The sequence below is a fragment of the Achromobacter sp. GbtcB20 genome, from assembly GCF_019091095.1.
Classification (GTDB): Bacteria; Pseudomonadota; Gammaproteobacteria; order Burkholderiales; family Burkholderiaceae_B; genus Achromobacter; species Achromobacter mucicolens.
The window spans coordinates 1-233 of the sequence record NZ_JAGXJZ010000932.1 but is presented as its reverse complement, the minus strand read 5'-3'; the positions used below and the strand labels follow the sequence as shown (position 1 = coordinate 233).

Genomic DNA, 233 nt, shown 5'->3' with positions numbered 1-233 from the left:
ACCTACCTGATCACCGGCATCGTGATGATCCCGGTGAACCAGAGCATGGTCGCGCGCTGCCTGGACCTGGGCTGGACCACGTTCTGCCGCCAGCTGGTGCGTCCGCTGCTGGCCGCGCTGGCGATGGCCGGCGTGGTGCTGGCGGTGAAGAGCCAGCTGGCGCTGCGCCATGGCGTGACCCTCGACTACGTGCTGGCGCTGGTGCTGTGCGTGGCGGTCGGCGGGCTGGCCTA

General features: G+C 70.0%; 1 protein-coding gene. It reads left to right on the top strand.

Translation table 11 applies throughout. The annotated features are described in order from the left end of the window. Nucleotides 1–233: hypothetical protein (locus KVT32_RS31690; RefSeq protein WP_217619595.1), on the top strand; the 233-nt coding region annotated here is incomplete at both ends.